This window comes from Halalkaliarchaeum desulfuricum, from assembly GCF_002952775.1.
Lineage (GTDB): Archaea > Halobacteriota > Halobacteria > Halobacteriales > Haloferacaceae > Halalkaliarchaeum > Halalkaliarchaeum desulfuricum.
On sequence record NZ_CP025066.1, the window covers coordinates 441,030 to 456,419 of the forward strand.

General features: G+C 65.9%; 13 protein-coding genes. 5 read left to right on the forward strand and 8 right to left on the reverse strand.

Annotation, left to right across the window (positions count from 1 at the left end; translation table 11 throughout):
• Nucleotides 1–17 precede the first annotated feature (17 nt).
• Nucleotides 18–1,874 carry an outer membrane protein assembly factor BamB family protein gene (locus AArcSl_RS02200; protein WP_119814371.1) on the reverse strand — a complete coding sequence of 619 codons (1,857 nt, stop codon included), beginning with the start codon at nucleotides 1,872–1,874 and terminating at the stop codon, nucleotides 18–20.
• A gap of 84 nt (nucleotides 1,875–1,958) precedes the next feature.
• Nucleotides 1,959–4,049 carry a M61 metallopeptidase family protein gene (locus AArcSl_RS02205; RefSeq protein WP_119814374.1) on the reverse strand — a complete coding sequence of 697 codons (2,091 nt, stop codon included), beginning with the start codon at nucleotides 4,047–4,049 and terminating at the stop codon, nucleotides 1,959–1,961.
• Nucleotides 4,050–4,100: 51 nt separating this feature from the next.
• Between AArcSl_RS02205 and cdd the strand changes: the two genes are divergently transcribed.
• Entirely contained in the window at nucleotides 4,101–4,538 is a 438-nt protein-coding gene (gene cdd / locus AArcSl_RS02210) for a cytidine deaminase (RefSeq protein ID WP_119814377.1), read from the forward strand.
• On the opposite strand, the gene gnd is transcribed toward cdd, so the two are convergent.
• Entirely contained in the window at nucleotides 4,535–5,434 is a 900-nt protein-coding gene (gene gnd, locus AArcSl_RS02215) for a phosphogluconate dehydrogenase (NAD(+)-dependent, decarboxylating) (protein WP_119814380.1), read from the reverse strand. The two genes, cdd and gnd, sit on opposite strands and share 4 nt — an antisense overlap.
• 89 nt (nucleotides 5,435–5,523) lie before the next feature.
• Between gnd and msrA the strand changes: the two genes are divergently transcribed.
• Nucleotides 5,524–6,060, forward strand: a complete 537-nt coding sequence (msrA, locus tag AArcSl_RS02220; protein ID WP_119814383.1) for a peptide-methionine (S)-S-oxide reductase MsrA — start codon at nucleotides 5,524–5,526, stop codon at nucleotides 6,058–6,060.
• Between the two features lie 31 nt (nucleotides 6,061–6,091).
• Here the strand turns inward: msrA and AArcSl_RS02225 are convergent, their stop codons facing one another.
• Nucleotides 6,092–6,661 carry an SRPBCC family protein gene (locus tag AArcSl_RS02225; protein WP_119814397.1) on the reverse strand — a complete coding sequence of 190 codons (570 nt, stop codon included), beginning with the start codon at nucleotides 6,659–6,661 and terminating at the stop codon, nucleotides 6,092–6,094.
• A 176-nt stretch (nucleotides 6,662–6,837) separates the two neighbouring features.
• On the opposite strand from AArcSl_RS02225, the gene hflX reads away from it, so the two are divergent.
• Nucleotides 6,838–8,133, forward strand: a complete 1,296-nt coding sequence (gene hflX / locus AArcSl_RS02230; RefSeq protein ID WP_119814400.1) for a GTPase HflX — start codon at nucleotides 6,838–6,840, stop codon at nucleotides 8,131–8,133.
• On the opposite strand, the gene AArcSl_RS02235 is transcribed toward hflX, so the two are convergent.
• From AArcSl_RS02235 to AArcSl_RS02245, 3 genes are all read right to left on the reverse strand, one after another.
• Nucleotides 8,125–8,769 carry a helix-turn-helix domain-containing protein gene (locus AArcSl_RS02235; RefSeq protein ID WP_119814404.1) on the reverse strand — a complete coding sequence of 215 codons (645 nt, stop codon included), beginning with the start codon at nucleotides 8,767–8,769 and terminating at the stop codon, nucleotides 8,125–8,127. The genes hflX and AArcSl_RS02235 overlap by 9 nt on opposite strands.
• A gap of 103 nt (nucleotides 8,770–8,872) precedes the next feature.
• The gene (locus AArcSl_RS02240) at nucleotides 8,873–10,096 is read right to left on the reverse strand and encodes a CBS domain-containing protein (protein WP_119814408.1); all 1,224 of its coding nucleotides are present in this window, start codon (nucleotides 10,094–10,096) and stop codon (nucleotides 8,873–8,875) included.
• Between the two features lie 193 nt (nucleotides 10,097–10,289).
• On the reverse strand, nucleotides 10,290–11,060 hold the full coding sequence (locus AArcSl_RS02245) for an alpha/beta fold hydrolase (protein ID WP_119814410.1): 771 nt from the start codon (nucleotides 11,058–11,060) through the stop codon (nucleotides 10,290–10,292).
• A 231-nt stretch (nucleotides 11,061–11,291) separates the two neighbouring features.
• On the opposite strand from AArcSl_RS02245, the gene AArcSl_RS02250 reads away from it, so the two are divergent.
• Together AArcSl_RS02250 and AArcSl_RS02255 are read left to right on the forward strand one after the other, a co-directional pair.
• Nucleotides 11,292–11,600 (forward strand): Hsp20/alpha crystallin family protein, encoded by a 309-nt coding sequence (locus AArcSl_RS02250; protein WP_245883336.1) that lies wholly within the window; start codon nucleotides 11,292–11,294, stop codon nucleotides 11,598–11,600.
• Complete coding sequence (locus tag AArcSl_RS02255; RefSeq protein WP_119814413.1) at nucleotides 11,597–13,858, forward strand: CDC48 family AAA ATPase; 2,262 nt, start codon at nucleotides 11,597–11,599, stop codon at nucleotides 13,856–13,858. The genes AArcSl_RS02250 and AArcSl_RS02255 overlap by 4 nt, the downstream gene beginning before the upstream one ends.
• A 30-nt stretch (nucleotides 13,859–13,888) precedes the next feature.
• Here AArcSl_RS02255 and AArcSl_RS02260 read toward each other — a convergent pair whose 3' ends face one another.
• Complete coding sequence (locus AArcSl_RS02260; RefSeq protein WP_119814416.1) at nucleotides 13,889–15,286, reverse strand: YncE family protein; 1,398 nt, start codon at nucleotides 15,284–15,286, stop codon at nucleotides 13,889–13,891.
• Between the last annotated feature and the right edge of the window lie 104 nt (nucleotides 15,287–15,390).

Here is a 15,390-nt window from a genome sequence, read left to right on the forward strand (position 1 = left end):
CCCTCGAAAACGGCGGCTCAAACGAAAAAGACCAGCATTCCGAGCAGGAACGTCACGAGCCCGTAGATCGGGACGGCGACGAACGCGAAGACGACGTGGACGATCGCCCACTCGCGTTTGATCCGGCCCGCCGGACGATCGAGCGCCGTCTCGTGTTCCGGTAGCCACCGATACGCGATCACCGCCCACGGTCCGCCGATCGCAAGCGCCGCAAACACCGGCGGCCAGAGGAACAACGCCCCCAACAGCAGTGGCCCGGCCACCCCGCCGAGCGGGCCGAACAGGCGGGGGAGTCCCAGCTGAATACCCAAGAATAGCGCCCCGAAGACAGTCGAGAGCGCGACGCCCGCCAGGAAGTGAGCGAACACGGCGTCCCGCCGGGAAACCGCCGCGAGCGGCCGGCGGCGGAGTTTCCCGGCGAAGATCGTCGGCGGAAGCCGCGAGTAGTTGCCCAGCCGGATCAGTCCCCACGTGAGGCCGGCCCCGACGAGGCCGCCGAGGAGCCCGCCGACGGCCCCGAAGCTCGCCATGCCGAGTTCGGCGTTGTCCCTGAGCCATCGCACCAGGTCCACGACGCCACCTTCCCTCGCGTCCCCGCCCTCGGTCAGCGCCTGCGTGGTTCTGACCATGTGGGTCGCGTAGACGGTGTCGTCGACGACCGCGAGCTCGTTGTCGGTCCCTCCGTAGGGATCGCCGGGGCGGTGCTGCCATGCGAGGGTGCCCGACTCGCGATCGATCGCGTAGATCGCGTCGCTGTCGGAGATGTACACGTGTTCGCTGCCGACCGTCGGTGGGGATCGCGGATCGTCGACGCTCCATTCGGTCCAGACGACGTCGCCGGCGTCGGTGTCGAACGCCGCCACGCCGGCAGGCTCCTCGTAGCCCGTGCTCGTCGGGTAGTACAGGGTTCCGTCGGCGTACGCCATCGGCGTGTCGTAGTGGACGTCGATGTCGTACTCCTCGCGGATCTCCCCCGTGTCAGGATCAACCGCATAGAGGCGCTCGCTCGTGTGGGTGTACAGGGTACCGTCGGCCAGAAGGAGGTGACGCGTGTACCCGTCGACAGACTGCGTCCACTGGAGTTCCTCCGAGTCACGGTCGAACGCGTGCAGAACGGTCGGATCCTCGGACGTCCGCTGTTGCCCGCCCAGCGAGTAGACCGCGTCGTCGGTCACCACTGGGAGGCCAGCCTGCCCCTCGTGGGTGACCCGCCACAGGTCGGGCCACTCGTCCTCCGGCGGCGTCGGATCGACGCCGAGGATCACCCGTTCGCCGTTGTCGGTTCCGGCGACTGCAACGCTGCCGTCGTCGGCCACGGTCGGCGATTCAGTCACGTCGAAGCCCAGTTCGTACTCCCACTCGATTTCGCCGGTCTCCCTGTCCAGGGCCACGAGCGTGTCCGCCATCTCCCATCCGACGTGAACTGCGAGCACGCGAGTGTCGGTCACTGCGGGCGTGGTCCAGACGCCACCCTCCAGTTCCGTCTGCCACTCGACGCTGCCCGACTCGGCGTCCAGCGCGATCACGTCGCCGTGCCGATTGCCGGTGTAAAGCGTGCCCTCGGAGACGGCGGGGCCGCCGCCCGTCGCCCCGGTCCGAACGATCCAGGCCGGCCCGACGTCGTCGGCCGGGCCGGGCGCTCCCGGATTCGCTCCCGTCAGTGCGGGACCGCCGCGCACGGACGGCCAGTCGTCCCCGACGACCGGCTCCGCCTGGGCCACAGCCCCGTCGATCGCCCCCGAGTCGACAGAAGAAAGTCCGGGACCGATCGCCCCGACGGCGACGCCCGCGATGAGAACCGCGAGGACGAATCCGACGACGACTGCCGCGACGCGCCACGGCGGAACTGTGGCTCGAAGCGAGTGATGGCCCATATGAAGATCGCCTCCGCGAGAAACCTTAGTTATATGGACGGTCACCGCTCCGCGGATCCTCCTCGATCCCGCCGGTCGGGAGCGTCACCGACGCCTTCCGAGAACGGCCAAAATCACCGCGGCGATCGCGATCACTGCCGTCGCGGGACCGAACCCGGGTGTTCGTGTGGCCGTTTCCCCGGGCTCGGTCGGCGTCGGCGTCGGCGACACGGAAATTGTCCGCGAGCGATCGCCGACCCGCACCGTCACCTCGCCGTCGTGTTCGGGCTGGATCGCCCACTCGAGTGTCTCCACCCCGTCGACGTCGAGGAACACCTCCCTGGGTTCGCGTTCCTCGCCGTCGACGGCGACGGCGAACGTTCCGCGGGCGGGCAGGCGGGCGTCGTTTCGGACGGTCGCGGTGACGGTCGCCGTCTCGCCGAGGGTGAACGCCGCCGGCGAGACGTCGACGTCGACGACCGTCGGCTCGGCGGGTTCGCGAACCACAACGGAGAGCCGCTCCCCGCCGACGTTGATCTCGTGGTCGCCCGTGGAGTCGAACTCCCGCTCGAACCGTTCTGTGATCGTCTCGCCGGCGCCGATCCGGCCGTCGCGGCTCTCGATTACCCGGCCGTCCTCCACCATCGTCAGGTCGTACTCCCCGCCGGTGCCGCCGGTGTTTTCGATCTCGACGGCGAGTTCGAGCGTCTCCCCTGTCACCAGGACGACCGGTTCGCGGGCGACCGGCCGATCCCGATAGGAACCGCTCGCGCGCACCGCGTCGTCGGCCGCGATCGAGTAGCCGATGCGGGCGGGGAGTCGGCCGAACGCCTCGTCGTGCGCTTCGCGATCCCACATCGAGGGCACCGCCTCGGTCGTCGTGAACCGGTCGGCCTCGGCGGCGACAGCGCTGCCGCCGGCGTCGTCGACGAGTCCGAGAACCGCCGCCCCGTCGACGGGCTCGTCGCGGGCGTTCATGCCCCGGAAGACGGTCGCGAGCGTCGCCTCCCCGTCGGTGGCGAGCCGGACCCGTCGGTCGACCTCTCCGGCCACCAGCGCACCCTTGGTGTAATCGGCGTTGTTCTGCCAGGTGGTGGGATCCGCGAGCACCGACCCGGACTGTGGGGAGCGCTCGCCGCGAGCCAGTACCCGCCGGAAGGTGTCGAAGTCGACGTCCCCGCGCTCGAGAGTCAGCAAGGCGGCGTAGTAGGTGGCCGACCCCTCGGTGAACCACCGGGCACTCGGGTTCGCCTGGTACCCCTGTCTGGAATGGACGTACTCGTGCATCCAGACGTTCTCCGGATCGTCGAGGCGTTCGAGGTCCCGTACCCACATGTCCGCCGGGCCGGTCTGGAGTCCACGCACCGCCCACGCGACGTCGTCGGTCGGCGCCGCGACGACGAACACCGACGGATCGCGGCTCCCCACCCGGAGGGCGTCCGAGCCGTCGGCGAACGCGTCGAGGACTGCCTCTGGAGGTTCCTCCATATCGGCCGCCTCGGGGACGACGAGCCGGAAGCGCTGACCGTGGGCCTCCCGAACGTGCTCTTCGCCCGGGCCCAGGTACGCTACCACGTCGCCCGCGGCACCCTCCCCGTCGACGGCGGTCTCGCGGTGGAGCCGGACGTCCGCACCGCGCCATCCCCAGCCGACGCGGAGGTTCGGCACCCGGACGAGCCCCCACTCGTCGGTGTCGACGAAGAGGTGATCCCCGTCCCCGGCGAGCGGCCCCGGCTCGCTCGTCCGGTTTGCGTCCACCCGGTACCGCAACCACGGCTCGTCGGTGGATCCGTCCCACTCGTAGGTCGTTCCGTCGTCGGTCTCGAAGCCGGTCGCCTCGACCGATTTCGCCTCCGTGGGCAGGGTCACCTCGATACGGCTCACGCGGTCGGGAACGGCAAACCGCGTCGTCGCACCGTACTCCCCGGCGAGGTCGACCTGCCGGAGTTGGGTCCGCATCGTGATGTCGTCGTCCGTCGACCGGGCGGGATCGACGATCCCGTCATCGCCGATCAGGAGCGCGGGGCCCTCGTCGGGAGCGGTGTCGACGACGGCGTCGAACCCGTCCACGTCGGAGATCCCGTGTGTGTCCCCGTCCACACCGGCCGGACCGATCCCCGCGGCGACAGCACCACCGCCGAGAACCAGAACCGCGAGAAAAAGTCCGACGAGCCACCCCGGTGGGATCGGACGCATGCCCGATCACGGACGCGGAGACTTATAAGTCCACTCGCCGGAACGGGAGCCATGGACGAGACGAACCCGATAGAGGACCTCCTCGAACGCGCCCGGGAGGCGCTCTCGAACGCACACGCTCCCTACTCGGAGTACCGGGTCGGGGCAGCCATCGAAACCGCCGACGGGACGGTGTACACCGGCTGCAACATCGAGAACGCCAACTACTCGAACAGTCTCCACGCCGAGGAGGTCGCGATCGCGGCGGCGGTAACGCGCGGCCACGTCGACTTCTCGCGGATCGCGGTCACCTCCGGCGCCCGGGACGGTGTCACCCCCTGTGGAATGTGCCGGCAGACCCTCGCAGAGTTTTGCGGGGAGTCACTGGTCGTGCTGTGTGACGAGGGGGAAAACGAAGCGCCGAGCGAGTACACGCTGGGAGAACTGCTGCCGAACACCATCTCACAGGACACCCTGGAAGCGTCGGCGGAAGCTGACGGCGACCGTTAGCTGTCCCGTCGAGCGACCTCGTGTCGACCGAAGCCGTACCGCAGCCGGTTCGCGAGCCGGCGCGAGAACCGGGCGTCTGCCCTGGAGCCGAACCGCTCTGAAAGCGCCGTGTAGATCAGCGGCAGCGGCACCTCCTGTTCCAGCGACTCCTGGACCGTCCAGGTGCCCGTCGAGCCGCCGGCGACGTGGTCGGCGACGTCACCGAGGTCGGAGCCCTCCTCGCGGAACGCCTCCTCGCACAGCTCCAGCAGCCACGACCGGATGACTGCGCCGTTGTTCCAGGTGCGGGCGACCGCCTCGAGATCCAGATCGTACCGCCCTTCGTGGAGCAGTTCGAACCCTTCCCCGTACGCCTGCATCAGCGCGTACTCGACGCCGTTGTGGATCATCTTCACGTAGTGGCCCGAACCCGACTCGCCCATGCGGTCGTGCCCCTCGGGGCCGGTTGCGACCGCGTCGAAGGCCGGCGCGAGTGCTTCGTACGCCCACGCCGGACCGCCGACCATCAGCGAGAAGCCGAGTTCCGCCCCCGCGGGACCGCCGGAGGTGCCACAGTCGAGGTAGGCTGCGTCGGTTTCCTCCGCGCGACGGAGTGAGGCCTCGAAGTGGGAGTTGCCGCCGTCGACGACGACGTCCTCGTCCCCGAGGTGGGGTTCCAGTTCCGCCAGCGTCTCGTCGACCGGATCGCCCGCGGGAACCATCAACCAGATCCGCTTCGGCTCCGCGAGCCGGTCACACAGGTCCCCGACCGAGTCGGCCGGGGATGCACCCAACTCCGCGGCCGCGGCCGTCGCCTCCGCCGAAACGTCGTACGCGACGACCGAGTGATCCGCCGCGAGCAATCGATCGACGACGATCCGTCCCATGCGCCCGAGTCCGATGACGCCCAGTTCCATATCGGGGGCTCACCGCCCTGGCGGTAAGCCGTTGCGGTCTGGGTTCGCGGCGCGCGCCATTCATGTCTCTCGAGCCCCAAGGGACGTCGATGACGAACCAACTGGAAACCGCGACGTTCGGCGGCGGCTGCTTCTGGTGTATCGAGGCCGCACTCGAGGAGCTTGCGGGCGTCCGGCAGGTCACCTCCGGCTACGCCGGCGGACACACCGAAGACCCGACGTACGGGGAAGTCTGTTCGGGCGGAACCGGCCACGCCGAGGTCGTGCAGGTCGAGTACGACCCCGACGAGATCGGATACATCGATCTGCTCGAGGTGTTTTTCACGATCCACGACCCGACGCAGTTGAACCGGCAGGGGCCCGACGTCGGGACCCAGTACCGCTCGATCGTCCTCTATCACGACGACGAGCAACGCCAGCTTGCAGATGAGTTCATCGAGGCACTCGACCGAGTGTACGACGACGACGTGGTGACCGAACTCGAACCGCTCGAGACGTTCTATCGGGCCGAGGACAAACACCAAAATTACTTCGAGAAGAACCCCAACGACGCCTACTGCACGTTTCACGCACAGCCGAAAGTGGAGAAGGTGCGAGAGAAGTTCGAGGCGAAGATCGAGAGCTGAGCGCGCCGGAACCGGTGGCGCATCAGGTCGACTACAGCCGCTGTGAGTCGACGTGAACGTCGAGTTCGACCGCCCGGGGCTGGCCCTCGAGATCGGCGACCGCACGGGAGACGATGCGTTCTGCCTCGCGTTTTATTCGGGGGATCACCTTCGAGAGCACCCAGTCGAAGGAGACCAGCGCCGGGAGATCGAAAACCCCCGCGCGGGCGGAGTCCGGATCGAAAAACACCTGGAACGTCACCTCGCAGGCCTCCCCCTCCGGATTGCCGGAGACGGCCGCCGCGTCGGTTTTCAGCGTCTCCGCTGGATCCAGCTCCAGCGGATCGACGTGCCAGTAGCCGTAGGCGTCGATGTCCTTGGTGAGCCGCCAGTCGATACGGTCCGGCGAATCGACGTCAGTTACTTTCGAGTGGGCGGTGTACGATAGCTGCCACCACGAGAACGTGAGTCCGTATCTGGTTCCCGGACCGCCGTCGCCTTCGTATGTTTCGACGGCTTCGAGGTACTGGGAGTACTCCGCGTATCCGGGGAAGTCCAGAAGGAACTCGAACGCCTCCTCCTGGGGCACGTACACGACTGCGGAGACGCGAATCTCGTCCACGATGGCGGTGTTACTCACCGAGGTTTAAAAACACCAGTGACGCGACGACCGCCGATCGAACCGGAATCGCTCTCCTGTCGGGGCGGGTTTAAGGTGATCCAGCACCAACTTTTCACCTGAACAGTGCAGAACATCCGCAGACACCAGGACGCCCCGGCACGCCAGGACACCGACGCATGAAGGCAATTCTCGCAAAGCGCGTCGACAGCGGTACGGCCGATCTGACGGAGATCGAGGACCTCGCGGTTTCGGCTGGATACGACGTAGTGGGTCGACTCACCCAGACCCGAACGGAGGACGCGGCGTACCACTTCGGCGAGGGGAAAGTCGACGAACTCGCCGAACTGGTCGAACGGACGGACGCCGACGCTGTCATACTCGACAACGAGGTCGGCCCGTATCAGACGTTCAACATCGGACAGAAGCTTCCGGAGGGCGTCGAGGTCGTCGACCGGTTTACGCTGATCCTCGACATCTTCGGACAGCGAGCCAACACCCGCAAGGCGCAGCTACAGGTCGAACTGGCACAGCTGCGATACGAACTGCCGCGGGCGGAGGCGAAAGCCAGCCTCGCGAAACGCGACGAACGGCCCGGATTCATGGGACTGGGCGAGTACGACGAGTCCCGAGAACAGGACATCAAACGCCAGATCTCCGAGATCCGCGAGGAGCTGGAGTCGATCGCTGACAAGGAACGGTCCCGCCGGAAGCAGCGTCGCGACTCCGGGTTCGACCTCGTCGCGTTGGCCGGCTACACCAACGCGGGCAAGTCGACGCTGCTGCGCCAGTTGGCCGCGGAACTCGACGTCGACGAGAACGAGGACCGCCACCCCGATCTCGCGACGACTGCCGAATCCGAAGACAGGCTATTTACGACGCTGGGAACGACGACCCGCCGGGCGAAGATGGAGCGGCGGGACGTGTTGCTTACCGACACCGTCGGGTTCATCTCGGATCTGCCACACTGGCTCGTCGAGTCGTTCCAGTCGACGCTGGACTCCGTCTACCGGGCCGACCTGGTGTTGCTGGTCGTCGACGCGGGTGAGCCGACCCGGACGATGCGCGAGAAGCTCGTTACCTCTCACGACACGCTCTACGAGCGCAACGAGGCGCCGATCGTCACCGTTTTCAACAAGATCGATCGGATCACCGACGAGGAACTCGCGGAGAAGCGTTCGGCGCTGTCGGACATCGCCCCGAACCCGGTGGCCGTGTCGGCGAAAACCGGCGCCGGGATCGACCGCCTGCGCGAGCGCGTCGAGCGGGAGCTGCCCGACTGGCAGCGGGAACGGCTGGTGTTGCCGCTCTCGGAGTCGACAATGGGCGTCGTCTCCTGGATCCACGACAACGCTCACGTCGAAGAGGAGTCGTACTCCGACGACTACGTCACCCTGGAGTTCGAAGCCAGGCCGGCGGTCGTCTCGAAGGCCCGGGCGAAAGCAGCCGAAATCGCCCCGGCCGAATCAGTCTGAGAGGATCGGTTCGAGCAGCTTCGTCTGGGCGGCCGCGAGGTGTTCTGCGAACGTGGAGTGACTGATGCCGAGCGCCTCCGCGACGTCGCCGGCGTTCGTCCCGCTGTCGTAATCGAAGTAGCCCATCGCGAAGGCGGTCCGGATCACCTCCCGCTGTCTCTCGGTGAGGTGGTTCCGATTGACGAGGACGTAATCGTCGCCACTTTCGTCGTTTTCCCGGACGAGATGGCGCAGTTGCACGTCGCCGAACTCCGCCTGGAGGTCGGCAACGATAGACCGGATCGACTCGACGTCGGACGCATACAGCCACAGGTAAAGCGAGCCGTTCTCCGCGCGGATCGACGAGATGGGGTTTTCCGAGCGTTCGATCACCTCACAGACACAGCCGTCGGCAGTCTCGCGTTCGAATCGGTAGACGTCGACACCGTCGACGGAGAACACCTTTCGGACGTCCTCATCGGAGAGCCCGTCTGAATCCCCGGGCGAGGCCACCTCGAACTCCTCGAAGATCGCGTCCGATCCGACCTGCGAGGACCGCGAGACGTCATCGATCGGCCCGTCGACCTCGGTTGACGCCCGCGCGAGTGGACACCCCATCGCGTCGCCCACGACGAACGACGCCCGTATTCCGCTCATGGCATATAAAAGAGGCTACTGCACCAAAGAGTAGGCCGACCGTTGCCAAAAACTGGGAACGGCTGACATCCCCGGTTAGCCGGGGAACGGATGGTGGAGTCGATCAGCTTTCGAGCCACCAGCCGAACCGCTTCTCCCAGAACTCCTCGTCGCGCGGCTTTTTGCTCTTGCCGTAGGTTTTCCGGTCCTGGATCCGCCGCTGGAGCACCTCGCGTGCCTCGCCGATGGCGTGGCTCGCACCGTACCCCTCGCCGGACGCCATGTACAGCCCGCGGTCGGTGTGCAGGCGGATCCGCGCGAGCAAAAGCGGCGTCCCTCGCAGCGTCTCGTCGTGCTCGTGGAGGTGGATCCTGGCGTCGAGCACCGTCATGTCCCGGTCCCGCTGGTCGAACGCGTCGATCATCTCCACGACCTCCGAGTAAGTCATGTCGTCCAGCAGGTCGCTGCCGTACAGCTGCACCGCCCGAGTGCCCTCCGCCTCCCAGGTGAGGACGTCCAACAGGTCCGTCTTCGTGACGATCCCGTTTGCGTTTCCGTCGTCGACGACGACCAGCGCCGAGCCGCCGACGTCGAACATCTCCCCGACGGCGTCCTGGAGCGTCCGGTCGGGGGTGATCGTGCGGACGGGCGAAACCATCACGTCTCGGACCGAGAGTTCGAGCATCCGGGCGAGTTCCCCCTCCCGGGCGCCGTATCCGCCACGCCTGGTGCGGCCGGCGCTGTGGGCGATCTCCCCGCCGAACGGGTCGGTGCCGGCGGCGTCCCCACCCTGGCTTTTGCCCTCCGATCTGACGACGATTCCCATGACGTCGTACAGGCTGAGGATACCGACTGCCTCGCCGCCGTCGACGACCGGAAGGTGGGCGATGCGATTGTCACGGAGCACGTGCAACGCCTCCCCGAACGTCGAGTCGGGGGTCACCGAAACGAGATCCTTGCTGTAGACGTCGGCGACGGTGGCCGCATCCAGGAACGGTTCGACCGCCTCGAGTATGTCGTCTGCGGTGACGGCTCCGACCAGTTCACCGCCGTCGATCACCGGGAGATACTGAGAGTCGCTTCCGGTCATCAGCCGCGCGACCTTGCGGACGTCCTCGTCGGGCGCAATCTGTGGAACGTGCCACACCAGCGACCCGAGTTTCTCGTCCGGTGGGTGATACGAACTCGCGAGCTGGCGCCTCGTGACCACGCCCTCCACGTCCCCGTCCTCCTCGCGGACGACGACCCCCTTGACTGTCGGATCCTCGAACGTCCCGACCAACTTCGAAACCCGGGTGTCGGGCGTAAACTCTACGTACTCCGTCGAAACGATGTCGGCAATATCCATGGTCTGTAGTTGGGTTCGCTCGGGGTATCTCCGCTCCGGTGCTTGCAACGCGGGATTCCGCGATTCGGGTCTCCCAGATGGATGTTGGTCGACCAGTTCCAAGTAATTCGGGGGTTGTTCCCATCCCACGGGAAGAATACGATCGGTGAAGCCGGCCCGATCGGTGAAGCCGACCCGTTCGACCGGGTGTCGACTACAGTCGCGAGAGGAACTCCTCGAGAGCGGCGTTGAACGCGGTCGGCTGCTCGAGCATCGCCAGGTGCGCGGCGTCTTCGACGTGGGCCAGCCCGCAGTCGGGAATCTCCTCGGCCAGATACTCGTGATACCACGGCGGAGTCAGCTTGTCGTGTTCCCCGACGATTGCAAGCGACGGGACGTCGATTCCGTCGAGACGGTCACGGATGTCGAACGTGTGACAGGTCCGGAAGTCCCGTTCGGTGACCGCCCGGCCGGCCGTCCGCATCGACTCCCGCGAGAGTTCGAGCAGTCGCTCGTCCGGGTCGTGAAACAGTCGGTCCGAGGCGTGAAGGAACTCGATGACCCGATCGAAGTCCTCGGAGAGCCACACGAGCAGGTCCTCGAGCACCGAGAGCTTCGCACCTGTGCCGACAAGCACCACTCCGTCGGGATCGAACTCGCGTTCGAGCGTGACCCACATCGCCACCGCGCCGCCGAGCGAGTTGCCGACGAGCACGTCGGCACCGGTTTCCTCGGCGACTGCCTCGACGTCCGTCGCGTACGCCGAAAGCGCCTCGGTTCCAGCGCCGGCGTCGACGTTGTCGCTCTCGCCGTGTCCCGACAGGTCCAGCGAAACCACCCGGTAGCGGTCCGCCAGCCGGGACTGACTCTTCCAGACGCCGTGGCTTCCCCCGCTGCCGTGGATACACAGAAGCGTCGGCCCCGTCCCGCCGCGGTCGGATACCCGATAGGCGGTTTCCCGCCCGTGATGGCGCACTCGTTGCATACGTACTGATCCGACACGCGGAGGTAAAAATCCCCACTAGCCCACCACCTCCGACCGATCGATACAACCGGGTCACACCGACGGACCCGAACGGCCCGAACGGTGTGAACCGCAATTCCATCGTTACACCGTGAAAACCGCCGAATTATCGAGATATCCCGCTCGAGTCACGCGGTTATGCTGTTCGAAACTCTTAAATACTAATGCGCCTAACCTATCGTTAGGATACTAATGAACCACCATCTACAGATCGATCGAGACGAAGGATTCCTGCGCCGGTACGACTACGGCGACAGGGTCGTCATCGCCGCCGACCTGCCGGTCGCCGACGAGGCAGTCGACGTCGACGTCGTCGGCGACACTGCCATCGTCGTGATCGAACGAAACGGCCGGATCGCGGAGTCCGAACTCGATCTTCCCCACGGCGAGACCAGCGCCGGAGTCAACAACGGCGTGCTCACGATCGAGATCGAAACGGACCGGACCGAAGACGCTATCGGATCAGGAGACGATTCGACCGAACTGGACGAAGACGCATGAAACTCACCGTCAAACCACTCAAACAGAAGGACGCCGGGCGCCGCCTCGCGGCGATCGATCGGGTCGCCGCCGACGAGATGGGGCTTTCGGGCGGGGACTTCATCCGCATCGAAAGCAGCGACGGCACCGCCGTCGCGCGCGTGTGGCCCGGATATCCCGATGACGACGGCACGGGTGTCGTCCGGATCGACGGCCAGCTCCGACAGGAGGCCGGCGTCGGGATCGACGACCGCGTGACCGTCGAGAAGGCCGACGTCGCGCCCGCCGAGCGCGTCACGATCGCGCTGCCCCAGCGGCTCGGCATCCGCGGGAACCTCGAGTCGCTCATCCGGCGCGAGCTCGGCGGTCGGCCGGTGACGAAGGGACAGAACGTCCAGCTACCGCTGGGGTTCGGCTTCATGGGCGGACAGTCGCAGGCGATCCCGCTGAAGATTGCCTCGACGACCCCCTCGGGGACGGTCGTGGTCACCGACTCGACGGAGGTCGAGATCAGCCAGCAGCCCGCCGAGGAGATCCGCGACGCCGGACCGGCAGACGCCGCGGACACGCCGGACGTAACCTACGAGGACATCGGGGGGCTCGACCAGGAGCTCGAGCAGGTTCGCGAGATGATCGAGCTGCCGATGCGGCACCCGGAACTGTTCAAGCGACTCGGCATCGAGCCGCCCAAGGGCGTGTTGCTGCATGGGCCGCCCGGAACCGGAAAGACGCTGATCGCGAAAGCGGTCGCAAACGAGATCGACGCCTCCTTCCACACCGTCTCCGGTCCGGAGATCATGTCGAAGTACTACGGCGAGAGCGAAGAGCAGCTCCGGGAGATCTTCGAGGAGGCCACCGAGGAGGCACCCGCGATCATCTTCATGGACGAACTCGACTCGATCGCCGCAAAGCGCGAGGAGGCAAGCGGCGACGTCGAGCGCCGGGTGGTCGCCCAGCTGCTCTCGCTGATGGACGGGCTCGAGGAGCGCGGGCAGGTGGTCGTCATCGGCGCCACCAACCGCGTGGACGCGATCGATCCCGCGCTGCGCCGGGGGGGCCGGTTCGACCGCGAGATCGAAATCGGCGTCCCCGACCGGGACGGCCGCAAGGAGATCCTCCAGGTCCACACCCGGAACATGCCGCTTTCCGACGACGTCGACCTCGACGAGTACGCCGAAAACACCCACGGCTTCGTCGGCGCCGACCTCGAGAGCCTGGCGAAGGAGGCGGCGATGACCGCGCTCCGGCGGATCCGCCCGCAGCTCGACCTCGAGAGCGACGAGATCGACGCGGAGGTGCTGGAGTCGATCCAGGTCCGCAAAGGCGACTTCAAGGAGTCGCTGAAGGGGATCGAACCCTCCGCGCTGCGGGAGGTGTTCGTCGAGGTGCCCGACGTCAGCTGGGAGGACGTCGGCGGCCTCGAGGACACCAAAGAGCGGCTCCGCGAGACGATCCAGTGGCCGCTGGAGTACCCCGAAATGTTCGAGGAACTGGACATCCAGTCGGCGAAGGGAGTCCTCATGTACGGTCCGCCCGGAACGGGCAAGACGCTGCTCGCGAAGGCGGTCGCAAACGAGGCCCAGTCGAACTTCATCTCGATCAAGGGGCCGGAGCTGCTCAACAAGTTCGTCGGCGAATCCGAAAAGGGCGTCCGCGAGGTGTTCTCGAAGGCTCGAGAAAACGCCCCGACGATCGTCTTCTTCGACGAGATCGATTCGATCGCGACCGAACGCGGCAGCCACACCGGCGACTCGGGCGTCTCCGAGCGCGTGGTTTCACAGCTGCTCACGGAGCTCGACGGGCTGGAGGCGCTCGAGGACGTCGTCGTGATCGCGACGACCAACCGGCCGGACCTGATCGACACGGCCTTGCTGCGCCCGGGTCGCCTCGACCGCCACGTCCACGTGCCCGTCCCCGACGAGGACGCCCGGCGGGCGATCATCGAGGTCCACACCCGCGACAAGCCGCTCGCGGATGACGTCGACCTGGACTCGTTGGCCCGCCGAACAGAGGGCTACGTGGGCGCCGACCTGGAGGCGGTCGCCCGCGAGGCCGCGATGGCCGCCTCCCGGGAGTTCGTCCACAGCGTCTCCCCCGAGGAGGTCGGGGAGTCGGTCGGCAACGTCCGGATCACCGCCGACCACTTCGAGCAGGCGCTCGACGAGGTGAACCCGAGCGTCACGGCCGAAACACGGGAGCGCTACGAGGAGATCGAACAGCAGTTCCAGAAAAGCGACGTCGAGCGCGACGACGCGGAGCTGGGCCGGACGTTCCAGTAACGACTCGCGAAAAGACCGCTTTTTTAAGAGTCAGTCGTCCGACGCGCCGTCGACCTGTCGGACCCCTATTCCGTGGAAGTCGGCGTCCGGATTGTCACCCGCGGGCTGGAGCAGGTTCACGCGCTCTCTCGTTTCGACGTCCATCACGGCGACGCCGGGATTGACGCCGGTCGCGGCGTGCGGATCGCCCGAAAGCGGATTCGGCCCCCGGAGCGTGACGAACATGTACTCGTCGTCAGGTGAACTCCACATAATATCTGGGGAGTCGCCGCCGGGTGCCGGCGAGGTGTCAGGCCCGAATTCGTCGATCGTTTCGACACCCTCTTCATCATCTTCACCGGGCCCGGTGAGGGTGTCGTCAGCAGGATCGACAACGATCCCGTCGTTCGTCTCTCTGTTGAGCAGCCACAGTTCCAGATCGTCTGGCTCTGCGAACCAGAAGCCGTGTGCGTCGACTCCATCGGAGTCCCGGGCGATGTCTTCAGGATCAATATCATCCTTTGTCTCTACGGTGGAACCGTCGGTGTTGATCGGCAGATGTTCTGACGTATCGAAGACGTACCATTCGCCGACGCCTTCGGCGGCTTCAGGGTTCTCATCGGGATCGGCGTCCGGATCCGATGGCAGTCCGGCAGTAAGGTAAAACCGCTCCCGCTCCGGGTGGGCGATCGTCCCACAGTTCGTCGGGACTTCGGTGGGCGGGAACGCCGCTTCGAGTTCAAACGTCTCGATATTGAGAATCACTAGCCCGGCGTTGTGGTAACTGGGTCCAAGCGTGTGATACGAGTGGCCTTCCCCGGTGTAGTCGTGGCAGATCGGACGCAGCGCCCCATCGTCTTTCTCGAACTCTGCGTATCGGTCTTCGTCTCCGACCAGTTCCTCAACCTTCGCGGTGATGTCAATATCGTCACCGATCTCGAACTCCTCGTCTTTGAGGTTAGCGTCGACACGGACGATCTCACCTTCGCCGATGACATCGACGAGCAAGTACTCGTCGTCCGGCGAGAAACTGGCAAAGTGAGAGCCTGCACCCGTGTCGATGGTTTCGACGACCCGTTTTGTCTCGGTATCGATAACTGCTACGTTACCGGATCCGGTGTTGGCGACGGCCGCATAGCTGTCATCCGAAGAGAAGGACACCATGTGCGGTGTTTGAATCCCGTGGGGATTCAGTGGGATCGTTTGCTTTTTTACGAATTCGTCGTCCTGTCGTGGATGTGGCTCGTATACGTGGATTTTGTTTTGTCCCTCGCCCTGGTCGAGCGCCCATACCTCGTAAGCGCCGCCCGCGCCGGTTTCGTTTTGGGGACCGTTACCTTGCCCACGTTCGTTTCCGCCACCGTTTCCGCTTGCGCTTCCCGGTACCGTTCCAAGGACGATTCCGCCGGTCGCTGCTTTCACCACGTCGCGTCTTTTCACTGGGTGCATCGTGGGCTATAATAAAAAGTCCCACAATAATGAGGCTTGGGTATGTAACCAAATCAGCTGCTATCTCGGAGATGGTGATACTGAAATGCGTAACGCCCCGAAAC